This window comes from Brevibacillus parabrevis (genome assembly GCF_003710905.1).
Taxonomy (GTDB): domain Bacteria; phylum Bacillota; class Bacilli; order Brevibacillales; family Brevibacillaceae; genus Brevibacillus; species Brevibacillus parabrevis.
In genome coordinates this window covers 42,432-62,899 of record NZ_RHHV01000011.1, presented here as the reverse complement: position 1 = coordinate 62,899, position 20,468 = coordinate 42,432, and the positions used below count along the sequence as shown (strand labels likewise).

Sequence of the window (20,468 nt, the reverse complement as noted above, 5' to 3'; positions counted from 1 at the left end):
TTTCCGACCATTGCTTTGGGATATTGTTTCCCATCCTATCGCAAATGTTACCTGTCTGTTTTTCTTTCTTTTCCGGATTGTGATACCATAGTGCTGATTCATATGCCGTTTGTAACGAGGTGAATCTTTTGTCTTATCGTCCAGACTTGCCGATGATCGTCCAAAGCGATCGCACTGTATTATTGGAAACACAACATCCGTTGTTTGCGGAGGCAAGACAGGCCATCAGCGGTTTTTGCGAATTGCTGAAAAGTCCGGAGTACATCCATACATACCGGATTACCCCGTTGTCGCTGTGGAATGCGGCAGCCAGCGGACTTTCCCCGAATGAAGTAACAGGAGTGCTTGGCGCATACAGCAAATACGGCGTGCCGCCAACGCTCGTCAAAGAAATAGAAGAAACGATGCGCAAATACGGGCTGATTCGGTTGGAACGTCACGGGGATGATCTCGTATTAAATAGTGACGATCCTCTTGTTCTCACAGAGCTAATCGGATACAAATCGATCGCCGCCTTGTTCGAAGAAGGCTATACACTCAAAAGCTACGCACGCGGGCTGATCAAGCAGGAGCTGATCAAGCTTGGACTGCCTGTGCAGGATTTGGCGGGGTATTCGCAAGGGGAAGCCTGTCCGGTCAGCTTGCGGCAGACCAGTGCGTCAGGCAAGCCGTTTGCTTTGCGCTCCTATCAAAAAGACGCTGTCGATGCTTTTCACTTGGGCGGCGCGGTTACGGGTGGCAGCGGCGTGCTCGTCCTGCCCTGTGGAGCCGGGAAAACGGTCATCGGCATTGGCGCGATTGCGCAATTGCAGACCGCTACCCTTATTTTGACGACGAATACGACCTCCGTGCGCCAGTGGATTTCCGAGCTGCTGGACAAAACCGAACTGGACCCCGATCTTGTTGGCGAATACACCGGAGATCACAAGGAAGTAAAGCCGATAACTGTGGCAACTTATCAAATTCTCACATACCGCCCCACCTCTCTGGATGAATTTCCTCATATGAAACTCTTTTCAGAGCGTGACTGGGGGCTTATTATTTACGATGAGGTGCATTTGCTGCCTGCACCTGTCTTTCGTGTTACTTCCGGCATCCAGGCTACACGCCGACTCGGGTTGACCGCCACGCTCGTCAGGGAAGACGGCCGGGAAGAAGACGTCTTTACGCTGATCGGCCCGAAAAAGTACGAGGTTCCCTGGAAAGCGATGGAGGAAGCTGGCTGGATTGCGGAAGCGCGTTGCCGCGAAATCAGGCTGCCTTTTGAGCCAAAATGGCGGGAAGCGTACGCACATGCAACCGCCCGGCAAAAGTTCCGGATCGCTGCCGAAAACCCGAAAAAGCTCGAAGTGGTCCGCAAGCTGCTCGACCGCCACGAGGGCGACAGAGTGTTGATCATCGGCCAGTACGTCGATCAACTGGAGCAAATGGCAACCGCCTTGCAGCTTCCGCTGATTACGGGCAAAGTCCCGGAAAAAGAGCGCGAGACGCTGTACGAACAATTTAAAAAAGGGGAAATCACACGCCTGATCGTCTCCAAGGTAGCCAATTTTGCCGTCGATTTGCCGGACGCCAACGTCGCGATTCAAATTTCCGGCACGTTCGGCTCCCGTCAGGAAGAAGCACAGCGCCTGGGACGCATCTTGCGACCGAAAACGGACAACAACACTGCCCACTTTTATACACTCGTTACACGCGATACGAGAGAGCAGGAGTTTTCGCTCCATCGTCAGCTTTTTCTCGTAGAACAAGGCTATCCATACGAAATTATAGAAAACGAGATGCTGGTCTGAAACGTTTCGACAGAAGCCAGCGTCACATAGAGGGAAGGGAGGCCGGAGATTCAATGCAATCCGACGCCGAAATCATTCAGCGGATTCTTCAGGGCGAAATTGAAGGGTATCGCGACCTCATCCAGCGATATCAGCATATGATCTACGTTTTTATCTACAAAATGGTGAACAATCGCGCTGATGCAGAAGATCTTACTCAGGAAGTGTTCGTCAAGGCGTATGAAAAACTGTCTACGTTTCGAGGCGACTCGCAGTTTTCATCCTGGTTACATACGCTTGCCCGCAACAAGAGTATCGATTTTTTGCGCCGCCGAAAGTTTCACGACTCTGACGAGCAATTGGCGTACGTGCCGTCCAATACACGAGACGAATCTCCGCAGGATTCGCTCATGAACAAGGAGCAGCGCAGGGAAATCCAGGAAGCATTCGCCTTGCTGTCGGATACTTACCGGGAAGTAATCGTTCTGCGTTGCACGCATGAGTATCCGTTTGAAAAAATTGCAACTCTTCTCGGCATCGCCGAGTCTACAGCACGCGTCCGCTACTTGCGCGCTCGCCAAGAACTCGCAAAATTGTTAACCCGCAAGGAAGGGGGACTCGTACATGAACTGCCAGGCATTTAGAAAAGCATGGCTAGATGACACAGACAGCGATATTTTCTCTCATATAGAAACTTGTGAGGAGTGTATCGCATGGATTGAAACGCAAATGACAACAGAAGAGGAGGTGCAGTTCTTGAAGGAGGTTCCACTGCCCCAAGCGAATCTGGAAGAGCGGATTATGCAAGCCATCTACCAGAACGCAGGACAAGGTGTGCCCCCTCATGCCGCCACCGCAACCGTCGCTGTGCTTCCACAGCAAGCGGCAGCACCAGCAACCAGCAAGCGTCGGCCCAAAGGCTTCCCTTCATTCGCCTGGGTCAGCGCCGCAGCAGTCCTCCTGGCAGTGGGCTTCCTGAGCTATCAGCAGCTTCAGGACGATCAGATGATGCAGACAGCCGCCCAACCGGAAGCCAATCAGGCAAGCGCAAGCAATCAAATCGTGGCGTACAGCGGCAATGCGACGCAAGCGCAAGAGACAGCTCCAGCCGCTCCTCCTGCACCAGCCCAGGCGACAACAGGTGCAACAGGCGGCAGCAGTCAGCCAATGGCGAAGCAAAACGAAGCGGCTACTCCGTCCACAGGAGCGGCAGCAGCAGTTAATCCGAACGGTGATGCCGCGCCAGCTGCCGCCAATGCCCTTGTTGCGCTGGACGACACGCAGCAAAGCAAAGCGGCGCCGCCGCAAGCGCGCACCGCTCAGCCGGAAAACCAGGGGGCTGCGGCTGCCCGAAGTCAACCGACTGCCAAAGTACCTGCGGTGAATGCCAAAGAAAACGCGGCAAGCGAAGAAAACGTCGCCGAGAACGCCCTGATGGCTGCGAAAAAAGGCGGGGCACCCGCGATCACGGCCGATCAGCCTATGGGAATGACCGCCGTGCCCGAGCAAGAGAACAGCGAAAACGGACTCGTCGGCCCGTCGTTGGCCATGGCAGCCAAACAGCCGATCACGCTGTCGACCTTTACGGATACAGATACAGCCGTACAAGCGTCCGATATGCCCGTTCCCGTGCTGGCCCAAAACCCGAACAGCTTTTCGCTAAGCTCGATTTCCGTGCAATACGAATCAGAAACGAGCCAAAAAGTAACGCATCTGGCCGCTGATTACAAGCGCAACAACGACTGGATTCGGATCGACGTAGTACGGAACACACAAGGCAAACGCAGCTTGTCGATTCCCGGAACGTTTTCCGCCACTCAGCTGTTTGCAGTCAATGGCGAGCAAGCTATTGCCGTCTCGTTTGACAACAAGGACGCGAAAAATGCGGTCGCGGAGCACGCGGTCCATTTCAACGCCCAGTCCAATAATCAGTCCCTGTACGTAGTGATAACCGCCCACGGTGTTTCGCTGGACGAATTGATTGAAGCTTCCAAGCAACTGACCTGGAAGCCTTAACGAAAACACGATTTTCCAAAGACACGACCTGTTCCATCAGGCTCGTGTCTTTTTTTATTTGCCAAGCCTGGCTTCGAGCGGCCGGGTCGGGGGATGGAAAAGTTTTAGTACGGTATTGATCACTTTAAACTAATGTGTATAATGTTTGTTATAACATAAACAAAAACAACTTTTGTTTATTGAAAAGGAGTGCATCCACATGTCTAATGCTTCACCTCCCCGCTCGTCCCTGTTTCAAAATACGTATTTTCGCACCATCCTGTTGTCAGGAGCGCTTTTGCAAATCGGCGTCTGGGTTCGCAACTTCGCGATTCTTTTGTTTGTCATGGATCAGACGAACAACGACCCTTACGCCGTTTCCCTGATTTCCGTCGCGCAGTTTGGCCCGATCTTTCTGTTTTCCATCATCGGCGGGACATTTGCGGACCGCTGGCGCCCGAGAAAAACGATGATCATCTGCGACTTGCTTAGTGCGCTCTCTGTTGGCGCTGTGTTGCTCACCCTCGTGCTCGGCACATGGAAGGCAGTCTTTTTCGCCACCTTGATCTCGGCGACGCTCTCCCAGTTCTCGCAGCCTTCTGGCATGAAACTGTTGAAGCTTCACGTTCCCGGACACGAATTGCAACCTGCCATGGCGATGTTTCAGACGATGATGGCAGTGTTCATGGTAATTGGTCCGGCTCTCGGCACTCTCCTCTACCAATCTTTCGGGATCTCGTCCGCCATTGGCGTGATGGGCGTCTCTTTTGTCCTCTCCGCTGTCGTTTTGTTCCAGCTCCCGCGCGACGAGGACGGGCAAAAAAATCACACTGGCGAAAGCTTCTGGACCGAGTTTGCAGCCGGGTTCCGCTATGTGTGGTCAAAACCTTCCTTGCGCGCGCTCGGCGCGATCTTCACTTGCATCGGGCTGGCATCTGGCTTGATTCAGCCGCTGTTTGTCTTTTTGGTCGTCGAACGCCTCGGGCTCCCCAAGGAATATTTGCAATGGCTGATGATGGTCAACGGAGCCGCGATGCTGATCGGTGGCGGTGCCGTCATGAATGTCGCGAAAAAAGTCTCACCGCAAATGCTGATTGCTGCCGGTCTGCTCATAAGCGCCATCGGGACTTTCGGGAACAGCCTGTCTACCGCATTGTGGGCAGTCATGTTTTTCCAGTTTATCAACGGTCTGTTCTTCCCGTGCATTCACGTCGGAATCAACACGCTTCTGCTGAAAACGAGCGATGCAGCGTATATCGGCCGGGTAAACGGCGTCCTGACTCCCCTGTTTATGGGAACGATGGTCGTCTCCATGAGCATCGCGGGATGGCTGAAAAGCCTGTATTCCCTTCCCTTGCTTTTCGGTGGTGCGGGCCTGTTGTTTGCCGTCAGCATTTTGTTTGTCCTGCCTATGCTAAGACGAAAAGAGGTGCTGGCTGCTCCTTCGCAAAAAGCTTGAACGACTAGACAAACAGCTTTCGCGTCTTCTCCTTTTGCCCTGTTCGCTTCCGACTGTCTGCTATAATCAAGAGGGTTGCCCTTTCAGAAACAGGAAAAGGAGAAAAGATATGCAAACTTTTCATATCGGCTTCGGCGATTCTGCGTGTGGGACGTTGCGCGTATTTCTGCGTGCAGCCAGGCTGCCAGGCTCGATCATTTGCCTTCGCGATGACTTCTCGATCGGCCCGATTGCCCATTTGACTACCGAGGATGGAATGGAGCAACGCTGGCAATGGTTCAAAAACTTGCTCGTCGCAACAGAACCTGACTTTCAGGAGGATTTGGAGCTGTTCGCCCAACAATTTCAGCAAGACCGGACGTTCGCTGCCGACATCCCCGCAGGCAGCACGGTTGTTTTGTGGCATGGCGGACGGTGCACTTCCGATCAGCTCGGGATACGTTACGTCGTCTCCATGCTCCAATCCAAAGCAATCCGCTTCGAAGCCGTGGATGTGTCCGCCTATAGTCAGCGCATCCACTACACCGTCACAGATGAAGAGAACAACACCATTCCGTATGTGATCAGAAGTGTCGGCGAGATTTATTCGGAACGTCTCCATGGTGCATGGGAGACAAAAGCAAGCTTGTCTAGCGCTCAAATCGAGGAATGGGTGCATGACTGGGAAGCTCATTGGCTGCACTCCACCAGCCGCCTGCGCATTATCGAAAACGGGCTGGTTCAAGCGGTGCCGGAAGATTACTACGATGCGGCACTGCTTCAGTGCTCCACCCGTTCGTTCCAGAAAGCCGGCCGCGTCATTGGCGAGGTGATGGGCCGCAGCGAGCAGTGCATCGGTGACATGTATTTGTTGCAACGGATTCAGGAGTTAATCCGAGCAGGAAAACTGAGCTATCGGGGCGAGCTTGCTCCTATGCGATACTTGGAGATTCGGTTAGCCGACGCCACTCTGACGGAATAAGGTTTTTGCACACCAAAAAACGCCGCCTTTTGCCATGAAGCACAAAAGGCGGCGTTTCTTCTTTTATTAATGGGTCTGATTTTTAGCCTGGTTCCACTGCTTGATTTGCTCGATAATCTCTCTGATCTGATTGCGGGCATCCTGATGCTCCGGCTCGCTGCCCCAATGCTGGATGAGCGGCGGCATTGCTTTTGCCATCGTCGTATACAAACACCATACTTTCACCATCTCGATCCGCTCCGGCGTCGCTTCGCCTGTCAACAACTCGGTAAACTTGTGCAGCAACTCCTCCAGTTCAGGCACCAGCACTTCCTTTTTCTCACTCATGAATGATCCCCCGCTTTCCTATGTTTTCCTTATTCATCTATTGATCTTCGTATGCAAAATTTCCACTAGCCAAAAGCAGCGGTTGCCTTCGTGGGCCTCTACAGTGTGAGGAACGTAAGCAAGCCGTACGCAACGGCTACAGTCAGGATGATGCTCCATAAAACAATGCCGATCGACATCCACCACATCAGCTTGCCGACTGGTGCGCCGAGCGAAATCCCGATCGCAGCACCGAGCGGAGCGCCAGTTAACAGTGGCGAGGCCAGTCCAAGTCCGATGACGCCGTACTTCTCCCAAATGCGCCCCATTCGTCCTTGGTTTTTCCCCTTTTTCTCCACACGTTTCATCAGCCAGCTTCGCAGGGAGCCGCCCAAAAAGATGACGATACCCGCGCTTGCTATTGCACCAATGGCACTGAACAGCCCCGTCAAAAACGGCGGCAACTGCAATAAAAATCCAACGGGAATCGCTCCCCACAATTCAAGCATGCTTGTCAAAGCGACTGTCCCGCATTTCCATAATACGTCCATACTCTCTCGTCAATCTCCTCTCGTTGCCATTCCTGATCCTCTCAGTAAATACGAACGAGAAGGAAAAAGGTAGCGCTTTTTTCCAAATTAGGAAGTGACGTCCCGGCGGATAAAGACGGTGTAGGCTACGATCAGAGCAGCTACGGCCCATATACTCAGCACAGTCAAGGAAAACGGAAGCGTCATTCCTTTGATCGGAGGCAGTGTGCCGTTCAAATAATCGGTCAACTGCAAATTGACGACGAACAAGTATTTGGACGACTCCCAGGAAGAGGCCATCTGGGTCAGGATCATGCCGCTGATCAGGGCCGCCATCATGACTCCCATCCCGGCGGCGGCGCTGCGGATCAGCACGGAAACCATGAACGTGATCGTTCCGACTACGAGGCACACGAACCAGCCCAGTCCGTACTGCATGAGCAAAAACTGCCACTGCGGCAACATGAACGCCCCTGCTGTCTGCAACTCTCCGCCTGCCACTTCGAAGCCGGTGAGCACAGGCAAGTCCCATCCGGAATAGCCAAAGACGAAGCCTGACAGCGAATAAGCCATAAACAGCGTCATCACCACGGTCAAGGACGTAAACAGCAGCAAAGTGATGTACTTGCTGGTCAACACCTTCCAGCGCCGAACGGGTCTGGTCAACAACAGCTTGATCGTCCCTTCGCTCAATTCCGCCGAGACGATATCGACTGCCAAAATGACGATGATCATCGGCAAAAACATGGAGATCGTCTGATCCATAAAGCCGCGGGCAAAAGTCGGACCTCCAGGCGCCATCGGGTTGATATCGTGGTCGAGATAATATTGCTGTTGCTGAATGCGGATTTTAATGATGTCGCGCCATTCGTCCGGGAGGCGGCTGGAGGCAAGCCTGTTTTGCATATCGACGATTTGCTGGGTCAAAAGCGGACGCCAGTCAGTCGTGCCCATGCGCTCCTGGGTGGTGATCACAGAACGATACTGCGCGTATGTAAAAATCGGGATGAGGATCGCCAGAATCAGCACGACGACGAGGAAGCGGCGGCGGCGCAGCAGTTTGACCGTTTCATTTTGGACGAGGCCCAGCATGCTTGGATTCATTTTTCTCCCCCTCCTGTCAACGTCAGGAACAAGTCTTCGAGCGTCACCGTTTTCGTGGCAATTCCCACGACCGGAACGCCTGCCTGAACCAGCGCCTGGTTGACTTCTCCTACCCGTTCCATATCCATGTGCGTTTTCAATCGGTCTTCTCCGACCGCGGCAATCTCCGTCACAGCCTTATGCCTACGCAGCACGTCCATTGCCTTTTGCATATGCGCAGCGGAGATGGTCCATTCCACCTGATCGGCAAACTGCTCCATCAGCTCAGTCACCAGCCCAACAGAAATAACCTTCCCCTGGCTAATAATCGCTACCCGATCGCACATCATCTCGATCTCGCTGAGCAGATGGCTGGAAATGAACACAGCAAGTCCCTCTTCCTCTGCAAGCCGCCGGATAAACTGGCGCATTTCGCGGATGCCAGCCGGGTCCAGTCCGTTTGTCGGCTCGTCGAGAATCAAGATTTTCGGTCGGTGCAACAGCGCCTGCGCGATTCCCAGCCGCTGTCTCATCCCGAGCGAGTACGTCTTGACCTTGTCGTCAATCGCCCGTTCCAGATCGACGAAGCGCACGATCTCCTCTATCCGCTCCGGCGCAATCCCGCCGCTCATGCGGGCAAATTGCTCCAGGTTTTCTCTTCCCGTCAAAAATTTGTACAACTCGGGATTTTCCACGATGCAGCCAACTTGCGCGATCGCTTCCGGGAAATTGTCCCGCAGCGATACTCTCCCGATGCGAATGTCTCCGCCATCTGCTTTTGCCAGACCGACCAGCATGCGGATCGTCGTCGTCTTGCCCGCTCCGTTTGGCCCGAGAAAACCAAACACTTCTCCGGCGAGCACTTCAAAAGTAATATCGTGAATAATCTGCTTTTTGCCGATTGTTTTTTGCAATCCTGATACTGCGAGGACCGTATCGCCCAATGTGCGCCCTCCTGTCTTTGTTTGCGCTGCCCGCGACTGACGCAAGCTCTGCGTTTATGGTACACTGGCATAAGATGTCCAACCACATTATACCATGTCTGTTCACTTCACATCGAATAGGAGGATAGCCGATGCGCACATCCGGCAAACTTCTCTGGCGGACCGCAGGGTTGCTGTCATTTCTGTCCTTTTTGCTCTTGGCTACAGGCTTTGTCCTGGCGATGAACCCGCAGCAGTTGGCCCCCGCTACAGGAACATCCCCTGCCGAATCCGCGAAAACGCCAGCGCCTTTGCCTGCTGAAGGCGTCCGCAAAATCGTCGCGCTCGGTGACTCGCTCACACGCGGTGCCGGCGATGCAAACGGTCAAGGATACGTCGGGCTCGTCCGGCAAGCGTTGGAAAAAAAGGCGGGCCACTCGATCACGTTTACCAACCTCGCGATTAACGGACAAGAGTCGACCGACCTGCTCAAGCAAATGTCCGAAGCACAGGTCAAAACGCTGATTGCCGATGCCGACCTGATCTTGTTCACCATCGGCGGCAACGACTTGTTCAGGCAAACCGGCGGACTTTACACGATTGAACAAGAAAAAGTGGCCGCAGCCATCGACAGGCTTACGACCAACTATGAGGAGATCATTCGACAAATTCGCGCGCTGAACAAAAAGGCGACGATCGTCTACACTTCTTTGTACAACCCGTTCGGCAATACGGAAGCGGCTGTGGATACGGTGCAACCTGTCCTGGACTGGAACAACTCCGCCTCGCAAATCGCGGCCCGCTACCCGCAAGTATTCGTCGTCCCGACTTATGACATGTTCTTGCGCAAGGAACAGTCGTACTTGTACACCGATCATTTCCATCCGAACACGGAAGGGTATTCGCGGATCGCCGAGCGGATCATGCAGGCGCTAGAGTGATTCCGCCCGCGCCTCGTTCAGCGATTTGCCGTGCGTGGCGAAGTACACCCGCTGACCTGCCCATTGGAAGGCGCTGCTGACCATGGAAAAGGCGGCTACGGTCAAGAACAGCGTCGTCCCGCCGTAAAGCCCGAGCAGCATGCCGCCCATCCACGGACCGATGAACTGCCCCAGGTTGCTGAAGCTTTTGGCACCGTAGTAGCTGCCGCGCATTCCTTCCGGCGCCATGCGGTCAATCAGGACGTCACCTGCGGTAAAGGTCAAGATTTCACCGAACGTAAACAACACCATGGCGATGATGAAAAGCGCCCAGGAGCCAGCGAACGCGTAGCCGATATCGCCCAGTGCATACATAACGTTTCCGACCACAATTGCGGTGAGGGGCGTCTTTTTTTCTGCCCATCTGGTCAAAGGCATCTGCATAAGCACGACGACAACTGCGTTGATGCTCATGAGAATCGCGAACAGCTCCGCACCGGACGCCACTGTCATCTCCGTGAACTTGGCGAGCGTGGAGGACATTTGCGAATAGCCGACCGCTCCCAGCACCCCGGCAATCATGTACAGGCGGAATGCCTTGTCGTTCACGACTACGCTGAAGGCGCGGCCAAAAGTAATCGTCTCTTTCTTTTGCCCCTCGATTTGCTTGATCCCGAACTTGTTCAGCAATCTTTGCAAGCTGATGACGTACAGCAAGTAAATGAGCGCGGTAATCATAAAAGGCAGCGCGACGGACGTCTTCGCCAGCACAGCGCCCGCAATCGGACCGACTGCTACCCCTACGTTGATCGCCGTATAGCGAAGGCCGAATACGCGAAACCGTTTTTCCGGCGGCGTCACATCCGCCATCAGCGCCTGCGAGACCGGCTCATAAAACGAGCGACAGAGCCCGCCAGCCATATTGAGGAACAGCAAGACCAGCGGGTTTTTGCTGATCGCAAAGCCGATAAAGACGAGCGTCCAGACGTACAACGCCCCCAGCATGACCCGTCTGCGTCCGATTCGGTCCGACAACGTCCCGGCAATAAAACCGCCAATCGTCCCGGCTAATGGGCCAGCTCCGATCGTCAAACCGATCATCGCCAAATCCATATCGGTATGATTCGACAAGTATAAAAACAAAAACGGCATGCTCATCGAACTAGCAGCCCTGACAAACACAGTCCCGACAATCAGCGACCAGACGATCGGGTGGTACTCCTGCAAACGTTTTTTAGTCCAGCTCATGCTCTCTTCTCCCCACAACTGTTCTGCTTGCGCCTTGCTACCAGAACAGACGCTCTGTGATGTTCCTATTGTAGTGAGGAGTCTATGGTTCGTCAATGAGCATTCAAAATTTTTGGATTATGAAAAATTTCTATGAGACTTATCAAAAATTCGATAGCTGCTAACTTGCAAAAAAAGCCGGGGATCTCCCGGCCATTACGCTTCTATTTTGATGTGCTCGATGATTTCGCCTTTTTCATTGAGCTTGACCGCCCGGTAGACGGCGTCGTGATAAAACGTGAACCAGGCGCCTTGCTGGATGCCGCCGAGTATCCATTCTTCTTTGGCGAAAATCGACGTCATCGGGTAGTCGTCGTACGCCATGACCCACAGCGGATTGTGGTGGGTGTGCGTCGGCATGATGTCTGCGAGATGCAAAAGCAGTTGACCGCCGCTTTCCATGCGGACGATGGCATGTCCCTGGCTGTGGCCGCCCGTGTGATGCAAGCTAATGCCGGGAACGACCTCCAGCGTGTCGCCGTATGTTTGCACTTGCGCTTCAATCGGGCGCCAGTTTTCTTCCCAGTATGTATTGCGGGAACGAATGTTGGGCTCTCGCATTTCCGCCCATTCCTGCTCTTGTACGTAAATGACGGCGTTCGGAAAAGTCGAGACATGCTGCCCGTCCTGTACGGATACGAGTCCATTTGCGTGGTCGTAGTGCATGTGCGTCATGATGATGATATCAATATCAGCAGGCGTCAAGCCTTTTGCCGCCAGCGATTCTTTTACTTGCGATTCTTCCACGAGGCCGAAGTTGCGCTTCTGCTTTTCTGTCAGCCGATCGTTCCCCATGCCGGATTCGATCAAAATGCGTTTGCCATACGCCTGAATCAAAATCGGGTCTGCCCGAAGCGGAATCTGATTGCTTTCGTTGGGCGGATAGCGTTTGCTCCACAACGGCTTGGGAACAACGCCAAACATCGCTCCCCCGTCGAGCTGGGTCAAACCGCCTCTGAGCCACGTAAGTTGCAGCTCGCCTACTTGCCATTCGTTTGCTGTCAAATTCTTCGGCCTCCTCGCCTGTATCTATGTAGAGGGAAAAAAGCGAAAAGCACCCTGCTCAGGGTGCCTTACAACTTCTCTGCCACACTCACAGTTCTGGTCGCTGGCGCGATTTCCAGCAACAGCTCGCTGGAGACGGCCTGCACGGTGACATCTGAGTCGGAGCGTCTATGATGAAGCACGAGTTGAGCAACCTTTTCATTTTCACGGTAAACGCTGATAAGTGTCTGAAGTGGGTTAGCACTACCACCTGCAATCATCTTAAACCCCGGGGCAATCGTAAACGTCCATCCCTCCACTTCTGCTACAGGTGCAGTGGAGTACAGGAAGTAACGCTTTCCTAATAGAATGCCGTTATGGTTCATCAAGGCGAAAGCCCCCAATCAAATGAATTTGAACAGTATGCTTCCATTGTGCAAGAATTTAAGTATGTTGAAAAGCGATTCGACAAAAGTTCTAAAAAGACGACATACTTTTTTCATCATACACGATCCAACGTATTTTCGGAATAGAAAAACTTTTGCAGGGCATCAAATCGCCCTTCCCACCTGTGCTCCTTCCAAAATCGCCCGCTTGGCATCCAGCTCCCCTGCCTCTTTTGCGCCGCCGATCAAATGCACCGGAATGCGTCCTGCAAGCGCGTGATACAAGGCATCATTCGGCGTAGCTCCCGCCGCGATGATCACCGTATCAGCCGGGATGACCTGCTCTTCGCCATTGCGGGTAATGTACACGCCTTCTTCGGCGATCCGCTTGTACTCGATCTCGGTCAGCATCTCTACGCCGTTTTGCTTTAAATAGGCCAAAGTCGCCCAGCGCGTCGTTTTGCCCAGCCCGGTGCCGACGTGCTTGCCCCTGCGCAGCATGAAGACCTTTCTTTTGCCTGTTTGCAGCTTGTGCAGAGCTTTCGCATCCAAAATCCGATACGCGAGCAAATACTCCGCTGCTTCCGGTGAGATCACCTCGTCATGGACGAGCAAGTGGGACAAGTCACAGGCAATTCCCCCTGCGCCCACGATCACGACCTTGCTTGCGACCTTTACCTTGTGCTCAAACACTTCATTGTACATGACGACGTGCGGCATCTCCTGGCCCGCAATCTCCGGTCTGCGCGGAACAACCCCTGTCGCGATGACGACTTCCGCAAAGCCTTCGCGCACCAATTCGTCCGCGCTCGCTTCTGTGCCCAGCCTGACTTCTACCCCCAGCTTGACCAGCTGCGTCTGATAATAGCGCAACGTCTCGTTAAATTCGGCCTTGCCTGGCACTTGTCGCGCGTAGTTCAGCTGGCCGCCGATGCGCTCCTGCTTTTCGAACAGAACAACCTCGTGCCCCCGCTCAGCCAGCACGCGGGCTGCTTCCAATCCGGCAGGGCCAGCGCCCACGACCGCGACCTTTTTGCGGACAGTTGCCTGTGCCAACGCCCACTCCACCTCTCTGCCGACCATCGGGTTGACCAGACAGGATGCGACCTTGCCATCGAAAATATGATCGAGACAAGCTTGGTTACAGGCGATGCACGTATTGACTTCATCAAAACGTCCCTGAACGCTTTTCGCGACGATTTGCGGGTCAGCCAAAAACGGACGGGCCAGCGAAACGAGATCGCAGCGGCCAGCCTGCAAAATTTCTTCTGCGTGACGGATGTCGTTGATCCGGTTGCTGGCGATGACCGGGATGTGGACAGCCTCTTTGACTTGCTGGGCGACCCACACATACGCTCCGCGCGGCACCATCATGGAGATCGTCGGCACTTTCGATTCATGCCAGCCAATCCCGATATTGAGCGCGTCAACCCCAGCCTCCTCCAGCATCCGGGCGAATTGGAGCGTCTCTTCGATCGTGGTGCTGTCCGGAATCAGATCAAGCCCGGACATTCGGAACAACACAGGAAAATCACGGCCAACTGCTTCCCGCACGCGCTTCGCTACTTCCACCCCAAAGCGGGTCCGCCGCCCAAAGTCTCCTCCCCATTCATCCTGCCGCTGGTTGGTCACAGGAGAGAGAAACTGATTGATCAAATACCCTTCCGACCCCATGATTTCGACAGCGTCAAAACCGGCTTTCTGCGCCCGCACCGCACCACTGGCAAAAGCGGCAATCGTCCGTTCAATGCCAGCCTCGTCCAGCTCCCGCGGCTGTGTGCGATTGATCGGCGCCTGCAACGGCGAGGGAGCTACCGGATCGAGTCCTGTCACCTCTTTGTACGCGTAGCGGCCCGCATGGAACAGTTGCAACGCGATTTTGCCCTTTTGCTGGTGCACTTTTTCTGTAATGATCCTGAGCTGTTCGATATGTTCATCGAGAAACACGTTGCAGTAGACCTCACCCATGCCACCCTCCGGCAGCACAGCCGCTCCTCCCGTCACGATCAATCCTGCTCCCCCGCTGGCTCGCTCCGCATAAAAATCTGCGAGGCGCTCTACGCCGTTCGGCAGCTTCTCCAGCCCGACGTGCATCGAGCCCATGATGATCCGATTCGGCAGTGTCATCGCTCCGAGCCGGATCGGCTGTTGAACATTTGCAAGCTTCATGATAGGACCCCCTCAAACAAGAATGAATGCTCATTCATTTTCTGTTTAATCGATTCTGCATCTCTGCCCGCAAATCCTGCCCGCTGTTTCCGCAAAACAACCAAAACATGGGGAGCGCCTGCCGCCTTTGCAGCAAACCGCTTGCCTTTCTTTCTAGACCGGGAAGCAAAAAAGCCGCGAGGTGTCCCTCCCGGCCTGTGCTTCGCTTTGTTCGTCCCGGCTTATCCCAGCTTGACCAGCTCTCCCAAATCCGCTGCAAACCGCTCCAGCGTCTCGTTCAGCGCGGCCTCTTGCTCTGCACGCTCTGGCGTCTGCACGACAAAGTGGTAGTCCACCTGTACAGATGCCTCCACCAGCTTGCCTGGCTCGGTATAGCGGCGTTTCTCGGTAACCGAGCATTCTGCTACCCGCCCTCTCGCCTGCTCCCACAAGTCCTGAACCTGTTTTTCCTGGAGTTTGCCCGGATATTGAATCTCTACCTCAACTTCGCAGCTCTGCTCGTCTTCCAGCAAAAAAAGATGAATCGTTGCCGTCGGCTGTTCCTCTTCAAAAGAGCTTGCGAAGGTGATCATGACCTCGCGCATTTCTTCGTCTTCCAGCAAGGAGCGATCCGAACGCAAAACGACATCCGTAATCATCCCTCGTGTAGACAGCAGTTGATTTAGTTTTTCTACCAATAATTGCAGCACGGTAAATGGTTCCTCCTGTAAATGCGTTATTCCCTATCCAGCTAGAAGTATAGCACGATTGCCCGGTGCGCGAAAAACCCCTTCGCTCAGGAAGGGGTCGGTGTATTGTTCATATTTTTTTGATTCATAAATTCAGAGAGCCAGGCGCGTCTTACTTCTTTGTTTGGGCAATAGCCTAAAATGTAGCTTTCCCCGCGCATATATTTTTCCTTGATCCACTCTTTATGCTTGCGGAAAAAGGCGTGTTGGAAATCGATCGGCATTTGCTGATATTCTTCCAGCGCTGAGGGGTTCTGGAGGAAAAAATCTTCATCGTACACAAGCTCTTCATTTTGTTGGCGGCTGATCAGGTACACAAAGGCAATCACCAGAAACAGGTTCACCAAGAAAATCGTCATCCAAATCCCTCCAGTCAGGTAAGTATTTTTCTGATTAATCTGTCTTATCAGCACATTATTATTGTACCACGAATTTGGTGTTTTCTAAACCTTTCGTTTCATTTTTTATAAAAAAAGTTCTATTGAAAACAGAAAAGGCTTGGCAACGTTTTGCCAGCCTCATTAAAAAGCACCCGCTCTTTTTCAAGAAACGGGTGCTTTGCCTGCTTGCTATGATGGAGTCGTTGTCGGGTTCGATGCTGGTGCTCCGCCGTCCTGTCCGGTTGCAGGCGGAGAAACGATATCGGGAGGTGGTGCCGTAGTCCCGCTATTTCCTGCTGGAACGGCAGGAGGCTGCTGGATGACAGTCCCATTCGGAACTGTCGTCTGCGATTCAGGTGTAGTCGTCTGGCCCTGCTGTTCCGGATTCGCTACATCTGGCGGTGGAGTCGTTCCATCCGTCACGCTTTCCTCGCCCTCTGCGACTTCCTGCTCCGTCGACTTTTTCGTCTCTTCGCTTGCTTTCGGCTTGGCCGAAGCTGCCGACTCCGTCGTTTTCTTTTTGGTCGATCGGTTGCTGCTCGATGCCGACACAGTTGATTCCCCTGATCCCAATGTCGGGGAGTTGTTCAGCTTTGCTACTACATTGCCGGACACGCCCATTTCCGCTTGCAAGGAATCGCGAATCAGATCGAGCTTCTCTTTTTCCAGGAACGTATAGCCGCCTTGCCAATAAGCGCCGTTGTCCAGCGTCGTCAGCGTCGAAGCGCTAAATCCTTTGAAGTCGTACGCGAGTCCCTTGATTTGTTCTTTGGACAGGTCCGTATGTATATGCTTTTTCCCTACGTCCATGATGTTGAAAACTTTGGTCAATCCATCCAGGGAGCCTACCTTGTCAACGACGGCACGAATCACTTCCTGCTGGCGTCGATTGCGGTCGAAATCGCTGGAGTAATACTTGGTTCCCCGATTGTCGTGGCGGTGGCGCACATAGCCAAGCGCCTGCTCGCCATTCAGCTTCTGCAGTCCAGGATTGAGGTTGATGTGCGTATCGTCAGTCGGATCGTCGTAAACGAGCTTGCGGTCGACATTGACCTCGACACCGCCCAGCTCGTCGATCACAGCTTTGAAGCCATCAAAATCGACCGCTACGTAATGTTCGATGGGAATCCCCAAAATTTCGTTCAATGTTTTCTTCGTGAGCGAAATTCCGTCCTCTGTCGGCGTCTGCTTGTTTCGCTCGGCCTGTCTGCGCTCAGCCTCGCCGTTGGCGTAAACCGAGTTGATTTTGTGATAATCGCGATATCCCGGAATTTTCACACGCGTATCGCGCGGGATGGAAACCATCGTTACTTTTTTCGTCTCCGGGTTGGCTACCGCGACAATCATCACGTCCGTGTTCATCGAGCCTGTCTCTGGCCGTGAATCGGAGCCGAGCAAGACGAAGGACATCGGCTTGTCAGAATGATAGACCGGGTCCACATTTTTGGATACTTCAGAGGTAAAACCATTTTCTACAGGGCTCGTTACTTCGTCCAGAGTGTCTTCAATTTTCCAATAAATTGCTCCAGCGACACCGCCGACCAGCAACAGAACCGTCAAGGCGAAGATCGTCAGGAATCTGCGCAGCTTCCGGCTACGGGTTGGCTGCTGCTTCTTCTTGCGCGGAGCAGAAGCGCGTGTTTTTGCAACAGTTTCTGGCATATGTATCAATCTCCTTGTTCGCGCACGCTTTTTGACAAAAGAAAAGGGAGGCACAATTGGGAACAGTGCCACTTAACCAGATGAACTAATATTTTCTTCTGTTGGTAATCATCTGATTCAGGTATTGTACCATAGGATTGTCTGCATTTGTAGAAAAATGTTCCTTTCACGCAAAACTCCCCTACCGTTTTTGTCGATAGAGGAGTTTTTTTCTGTGAAAAACGTCCCGGCATTTTTTGCCGAAAAAAGAGGTGACCGCTTGCGTTGGGCAAAGCGGTCACAATCGGTTTGCTGTTTATTGCAGACCTTTTGGCGCCTGGCTAAAACCTTGCACTGGCCCATCCGGCTGCTTTTGCTTGGAGCGATGCGAATCGCCGCCTTGACGCACGTGGCTTTCTTGCTTGCCGTTCACATCGTTGGACTTCTTTTCCATGTACACTCCTCCTTGGGACAAAATACCCAATTAGTGTACGCCGTTCTATGTACCCTCATTCCCGCTCGAAAATTTGCATCTCTTTTCCAGTAAAAGACTGTTTTCGCTGCATGAGCAGTTCCAGATTGTAAGGGCGATGTTTGTCGCGGCTCATTTCCGCAAGCGCCATTCCGTAGGCCGCTTGTTCCCGCAGCAGGGGCGTCCGATGCTGCGCAAAAAGAATGCCCGCGGCAAAAGCGTCGCATGCCGCTTCGCGAATCGGCGCAGGAGGAGCGGCGATCCAGATCGATTCGGCTTCCCGGCACAAATACAGGCCCGCTTCGCCGCAGTTGATCATCAACTGGCGCACGCCTTGTTCGAGCAATCGTTTCGCGCATACTTCCACATCGTTAAAGGAATGCAGCGATTGGCCGGACAATATTTCTATCTCATCAATGCTCGCAATCAGCACATGCACCCCATGCAAAAAGGGCCGCCATTTTTCCGCCTTTTTCACGGAGACAGGATCGACAGCAACGATTTTTCCCAGCCTGTTTGCCTCTTCCAAAAAGGCGTGCATGACCGGCACGGGCAAGTTTGCATCCATAAACAGGCCAGCAGCTTGCGGCAGGCGCTCCATAGCCTGACGGACAAGCTCCTCTGTCCACGCCTCGTTGACTTCCATGTCTGCCACTGCTGTGTACAGCTCTCCGTCGAGATCGCGAATCGCCAAATACCTGCCAGTCGATTTACCAGCAATCCGCAACATCCCGTGGGTCGATACTCCGCTTTTGGCCGTCACTTGCCGCAGCCATTCCCCGTCAGCATCCTCTCCCACAAGAGCAAAAAGCTGTACTTCTTCCCCAAGCCATCCCAGATTTTCTGCCACATTACGAGCTACTCCGCCTGCCACTTGCTGAACATGCCCCGGATTGCTCGTTCCAGGCAGCAATCTGGCAGAAGTGACTCCTTGCACGTCCACATTGGCTCCACCCACGCATAGCCAGTATTCGGTAATCCCTTTCAGCACTTCGGCACTCCTCCCAGCCTTTTGCTCATGGTCTCGTCCTTCATCTTTTCGACAACGCATTTGCATTTACCTACCGATCCCAAAACTTCATCGTGGAAGACGAAGCGTATATCTCGTCGGCATATTCCATCCAGACAGTGATGACGCCTCCAGCCCATCCGTGCTACAGTGAGAAAAAGTCAACGGCAACTTCTCACTGAACAAGAAGCTGCACGATTTTCCCACTCTGAATAATGGAGATGAACTGACATGAGTGCCACATCGACACCGCTGCAAGCGTCTGGGGCAACAACAGCAGCACCTACCGTGTATCGCATGCTGTTTGCCATCAGTCTCGTTCATTTGCTGAACGACAGCTTGCAAGCGGTCATTCCGGCCTTGCTTCCCATCGTGGAAAAGAATCTGGCGTTGACCTTCACACAAGTCGGCTTCATTCTTTTGGTCATGAACCTGACTGCATCCGTCTTGCAGCCTGTTGTCGGTTACTTCTCCGATCGCAAGTCACAGCCGTTTCTGCCTCCGCTTGCCTTGCTCGTCTCCGGGCTCGGGATGCTCGCTCTCGCTTTTGCAGGCAGCTACTCCTTCGTTCTCGTCGCTGTTGCCTGTGTCGGTATCGGCTCCGCTGTCTTTCACCCGGAGGCGTCCCGTTTTGCGCATCAGGCATCCGGCCCGCGCCGCGGCTTGGGGCAATCGATTTTTCAGGTCGGCGGAAACGCAGGCCAAGCGCTTGCTCCGCTCATGACGATTCTCGTCTTCGCCAATCTCGGCCAGCCGGGAGCGGCCTGGTTTTTGCTTCCGGCGGTTTTGGCAAGCGGCGTTCTGCTTTACGTGGCGCTGTGGTATCGCGGTCAACAAAGGCTGAAAAAAGCCGCTGCCGCGGTCGTGACGTACACGAACCGAAAGCAGCGGCTCGTCGCCTTGTGGCTGCTCATCCTGATCGTCAGCGTCCGCTCCTGGATGAATGCGGGCTATCAGAGCTTTTATCAATTTTACTTGATGTACGTCAAACATATGGATTATTCCAGCGCCCAGCTAGTTGTGTTCGGCTTCCTGCTCGCCGGAGCCATCGGCACCTTTTTTGGCGGACCTCTGTCGGATCGATTCGGAAAACGCAATCTGCTGATTCTCTCGACACTCGGCGCGTTGCCGTTGACCTTGCTGACGCCTTACGTCTCCGGCTTCTGGTCTTTTCCCCTGCTGCTCGTAAGCGGCTTCATCATGCTGTCCAGCTTTTCGGTCACCGTTGTTTATGCCCAGGAGCTTTTGCCAGGCAAAATCGGCACCGTGTCCGGCTTGATTATTGGCTTGGCTTTCGGCATGGGCGGCATGGGTGCTCTCGCTTTTGGCTACTTGGCAGATATGTTCGACCTTGGCTTCGTCATCACCCTCTGCTCGGTGCTCCCGTTAATTGGTCTGGTCGGATTTTTGCTGCCGAAAGACAAGACCTTGCAATCGTGGGTGCAATAAAAGCACGCTTTTGC

General features: G+C 53.6%; 20 protein-coding genes. 7 read left to right on the top strand and 13 right to left on the bottom strand.

Annotated features, from left to right (window positions below):
- Nucleotides 1-128 precede the first annotated feature (128 nt).
- From EDM60_RS15630 to EDM60_RS15610, 5 genes are all read left to right on the top strand, one after another.
- Entirely contained in the window at nucleotides 129-1,793 is a 1,665-nt protein-coding gene (locus EDM60_RS15630; protein ID WP_122964812.1) for a DNA repair helicase XPB, read from the top strand.
- A 53-nt stretch (nucleotides 1,794-1,846) separates the two neighbouring features.
- The gene (locus EDM60_RS15625; RefSeq protein ID WP_063230087.1) at nucleotides 1,847-2,416 is read left to right on the top strand and encodes an RNA polymerase sigma factor; all 570 of its coding nucleotides are present in this window, start codon (nucleotides 1,847-1,849) and stop codon (nucleotides 2,414-2,416) included.
- A gap of 103 nt (nucleotides 2,417-2,519) precedes the next feature.
- Entirely contained in the window at nucleotides 2,520-3,788 is a 1,269-nt protein-coding gene (locus EDM60_RS15620; RefSeq protein ID WP_307723376.1) for a hypothetical protein, read from the top strand.
- A 199-nt stretch (nucleotides 3,789-3,987) separates the two neighbouring features.
- Entirely contained in the window at nucleotides 3,988-5,226 is a 1,239-nt protein-coding gene (locus tag EDM60_RS15615; protein ID WP_122964810.1) for an MFS transporter, read from the top strand.
- Nucleotides 5,227-5,335: 109 nt separating this feature from the next.
- Nucleotides 5,336-6,187, top strand: a complete 852-nt coding sequence (locus EDM60_RS15610) for a DUF1835 domain-containing protein (RefSeq protein WP_122964809.1) — start codon at nucleotides 5,336-5,338, stop codon at nucleotides 6,185-6,187.
- A 66-nt stretch (nucleotides 6,188-6,253) separates the two neighbouring features.
- Here the strand turns inward: EDM60_RS15610 and EDM60_RS15605 are convergent, their stop codons facing one another.
- The 4 genes from EDM60_RS15605 to EDM60_RS15590 form a co-directional block, all read right to left on the bottom strand.
- Nucleotides 6,254-6,514, bottom strand: a complete 261-nt coding sequence (locus tag EDM60_RS15605) for a DUF2573 family protein (protein WP_063230083.1) — start codon at nucleotides 6,512-6,514, stop codon at nucleotides 6,254-6,256.
- Between the two features lie 98 nt (nucleotides 6,515-6,612).
- Nucleotides 6,613-7,044: a small multi-drug export protein gene (locus tag EDM60_RS15600; RefSeq protein WP_122964808.1), complete on the bottom strand. Its 432-nt coding sequence runs from the start codon at nucleotides 7,042-7,044 to the stop codon at nucleotides 6,613-6,615.
- Between the two features lie 87 nt (nucleotides 7,045-7,131).
- Nucleotides 7,132-8,127, bottom strand: coding sequence for an ABC transporter permease (locus EDM60_RS15595; protein ID WP_122964807.1), 996 nt, complete (start codon nucleotides 8,125-8,127; stop codon nucleotides 7,132-7,134).
- Nucleotides 8,124-9,050 carry an ABC transporter ATP-binding protein gene (locus EDM60_RS15590; protein WP_122964806.1) on the bottom strand — a complete coding sequence of 309 codons (927 nt, stop codon included), beginning with the start codon at nucleotides 9,048-9,050 and terminating at the stop codon, nucleotides 8,124-8,126. The genes EDM60_RS15595 and EDM60_RS15590 overlap by 4 nt, the downstream gene beginning before the upstream one ends.
- Before the next feature lie 131 nt (nucleotides 9,051-9,181).
- On the opposite strand from EDM60_RS15590, the gene EDM60_RS15585 reads away from it, so the two are divergent.
- Nucleotides 9,182-9,970 (top strand): GDSL-type esterase/lipase family protein, encoded by a 789-nt coding sequence (locus EDM60_RS15585; RefSeq protein WP_122964805.1) that lies wholly within the window; start codon nucleotides 9,182-9,184, stop codon nucleotides 9,968-9,970.
- Here EDM60_RS15585 and EDM60_RS15580 read toward each other — a convergent pair.
- From EDM60_RS15580 to EDM60_RS15545, 9 genes are all read right to left on the bottom strand, one after another.
- Entirely contained in the window at nucleotides 9,962-11,197 is a 1,236-nt protein-coding gene (locus EDM60_RS15580; RefSeq protein ID WP_122964804.1) for an MDR family MFS transporter, read from the bottom strand. The genes EDM60_RS15585 and EDM60_RS15580 overlap by 9 nt on opposite strands.
- Nucleotides 11,198-11,392: 195 nt before the next feature.
- Nucleotides 11,393-12,241, bottom strand: a complete 849-nt coding sequence (locus tag EDM60_RS15575) for a YtnP family quorum-quenching lactonase (protein WP_122964803.1) — start codon at nucleotides 12,239-12,241, stop codon at nucleotides 11,393-11,395.
- A gap of 68 nt (nucleotides 12,242-12,309) precedes the next feature.
- Nucleotides 12,310-12,606: a hypothetical protein gene (locus EDM60_RS15570; RefSeq protein WP_122964802.1), complete on the bottom strand. Its 297-nt coding sequence runs from the start codon at nucleotides 12,604-12,606 to the stop codon at nucleotides 12,310-12,312.
- 165 nt (nucleotides 12,607-12,771) lie between these two features.
- Nucleotides 12,772-14,775: an NADPH-dependent 2,4-dienoyl-CoA reductase gene (locus EDM60_RS15565; protein WP_122964801.1), complete on the bottom strand. Its 2,004-nt coding sequence runs from the start codon at nucleotides 14,773-14,775 to the stop codon at nucleotides 12,772-12,774.
- A gap of 221 nt (nucleotides 14,776-14,996) precedes the next feature.
- On the bottom strand, nucleotides 14,997-15,464 hold the full coding sequence (locus EDM60_RS15560; RefSeq protein WP_122964800.1) for a hypothetical protein: 468 nt from the start codon (nucleotides 15,462-15,464) through the stop codon (nucleotides 14,997-14,999).
- Between the two features lie 86 nt (nucleotides 15,465-15,550).
- The gene (locus tag EDM60_RS15555; RefSeq protein WP_005828950.1) at nucleotides 15,551-15,862 is read right to left on the bottom strand and encodes a hypothetical protein; all 312 of its coding nucleotides are present in this window, start codon (nucleotides 15,860-15,862) and stop codon (nucleotides 15,551-15,553) included.
- A gap of 210 nt (nucleotides 15,863-16,072) precedes the next feature.
- Entirely contained in the window at nucleotides 16,073-17,545 is a 1,473-nt protein-coding gene (locus EDM60_RS15550) for an LCP family protein (RefSeq protein WP_122964799.1), read from the bottom strand.
- Nucleotides 17,546-17,840: 295 nt separating this feature from the next.
- The gene (locus EDM60_RS28670) at nucleotides 17,841-17,978 is read right to left on the bottom strand and encodes a hypothetical protein (protein ID WP_167470311.1); all 138 of its coding nucleotides are present in this window, start codon (nucleotides 17,976-17,978) and stop codon (nucleotides 17,841-17,843) included.
- A gap of 55 nt (nucleotides 17,979-18,033) precedes the next feature.
- Nucleotides 18,034-18,987 (bottom strand): carbohydrate kinase family protein, encoded by a 954-nt coding sequence (locus tag EDM60_RS15545; RefSeq protein ID WP_122964798.1) that lies wholly within the window; start codon nucleotides 18,985-18,987, stop codon nucleotides 18,034-18,036.
- Between the two features lie 249 nt (nucleotides 18,988-19,236).
- Between EDM60_RS15545 and EDM60_RS15540 the strand changes: the two genes are divergently transcribed.
- Complete coding sequence (locus tag EDM60_RS15540; RefSeq protein ID WP_122964797.1) at nucleotides 19,237-20,454, top strand: MFS transporter; 1,218 nt, start codon at nucleotides 19,237-19,239, stop codon at nucleotides 20,452-20,454.
- Nucleotides 20,455-20,468 lie beyond the last annotated feature (14 nt).

Coding starts and splice junctions, on each gene's coding strand:
- EDM60_RS15625 (WP_063230087.1), top strand. CDS start 1,847: ATGCAATCCGACGCCGAAATCATTCAGCGGATTCTTCAGGGCGAAATT.
- EDM60_RS15615 (WP_122964810.1), top strand. CDS start 3,988: ATGTCTAATGCTTCACCTCCCCGCTCGTCCCTGTTTCAAAATACGTAT.
- EDM60_RS15610 (WP_122964809.1), top strand. CDS start 5,336: ATGCAAACTTTTCATATCGGCTTCGGCGATTCTGCGTGTGGGACGTTG.
- EDM60_RS15605 (WP_063230083.1), bottom strand. CDS start 6,514: ATGAGTGAGAAAAAGGAAGTGCTGGTGCCTGAACTGGAGGAGTTGCTG.
- EDM60_RS15600 (WP_122964808.1), bottom strand. CDS start 7,044: ATGGACGTATTATGGAAATGCGGGACAGTCGCTTTGACAAGCATGCTT.
- EDM60_RS15595 (WP_122964807.1), bottom strand. CDS start 8,127: ATGAATCCAAGCATGCTGGGCCTCGTCCAAAATGAAACGGTCAAACTG.
- EDM60_RS15585 (WP_122964805.1), top strand. CDS start 9,182: ATGCGCACATCCGGCAAACTTCTCTGGCGGACCGCAGGGTTGCTGTCA.
- EDM60_RS15580 (WP_122964804.1), bottom strand. CDS start 11,197: ATGAGCTGGACTAAAAAACGTTTGCAGGAGTACCACCCGATCGTCTGG.
- EDM60_RS15570 (WP_122964802.1), bottom strand. CDS start 12,606: ATGAACCATAACGGCATTCTATTAGGAAAGCGTTACTTCCTGTACTCC.
- EDM60_RS15565 (WP_122964801.1), bottom strand. CDS start 14,775: ATGAAGCTTGCAAATGTTCAACAGCCGATCCGGCTCGGAGCGATGACA.
- EDM60_RS15555 (WP_005828950.1), bottom strand. CDS start 15,862: ATGACGATTTTCTTGGTGAACCTGTTTCTGGTGATTGCCTTTGTGTAC.
- EDM60_RS15550 (WP_122964799.1), bottom strand. CDS start 17,545: ATGCCAGAAACTGTTGCAAAAACACGCGCTTCTGCTCCGCGCAAGAAG.
- EDM60_RS28670 (WP_167470311.1), bottom strand. CDS start 17,978: ATGGAAAAGAAGTCCAACGATGTGAACGGCAAGCAAGAAAGCCACGTG.
- EDM60_RS15540 (WP_122964797.1), top strand. CDS start 19,237: ATGAGTGCCACATCGACACCGCTGCAAGCGTCTGGGGCAACAACAGCA.